At 44.2% G+C, this 416-nt stretch carries 2 tRNA genes; both read left to right on the top strand.

Going from position 1 to position 416, the window contains the following annotated elements:
• Positions 1-79: 79 nt before the first annotated feature.
• Positions 80-156, top strand: a tRNA-Ile gene (locus TK42_RS26650).
• A gap of 10 nt (positions 157-166) precedes the next feature.
• Positions 167-242: transfer RNA gene (locus TK42_RS26645), tRNA-Ala, on the top strand.
• The last annotated feature ends 174 nt before the right edge of the window (positions 243-416 follow it).

Genomic DNA, 416 nt, shown 5'->3' with positions numbered 1-416 from the left:
GACGACATCAGCTGCTCCATAAGTTCCCACACGAATTGCTTGATTCATTGAAGAAGACGAAAAGAAGCAGCCCGAAATTGGGTCTGTAGCTCAGTTGGTTAGAGCGCACCCCTGATAAGGGTGAGGTCGGCAGTTCGAATCTGCCCAGACCCACCAATTTTATTATGGGGCCATAGCTCAGCTGGGAGAGCGCCTGCCTTGCACGCAGGAGGTCAACGGTTCGATCCCGTTTGGCTCCACCATTAACTGCTTCTGCTGTTAGAGTTTAGAAATGAATATTCTGAAGTGAATATTGATTTCTAGTCTTTGATTAGATCGTTCTTTAAAAATTTGGGTATGTGATAGAAAGATAGACTGAACGTTACTTTCACTGGTAACGGATCAGGCTAAGGTAAAATTTGTGAGTTCTCTTAATT

This window comes from Pseudomonas sp. GZJR-8, assembly GCF_002916705.1.
Lineage (GTDB): Bacteria > Pseudomonadota > Gammaproteobacteria > Pseudomonadales > Pseudomonadaceae > Aquipseudomonas > Aquipseudomonas synxantha_A.
Note: the sequence above shows the minus strand (reverse complement) of the source record. Positions and strands in the feature narration are given on the sequence as shown.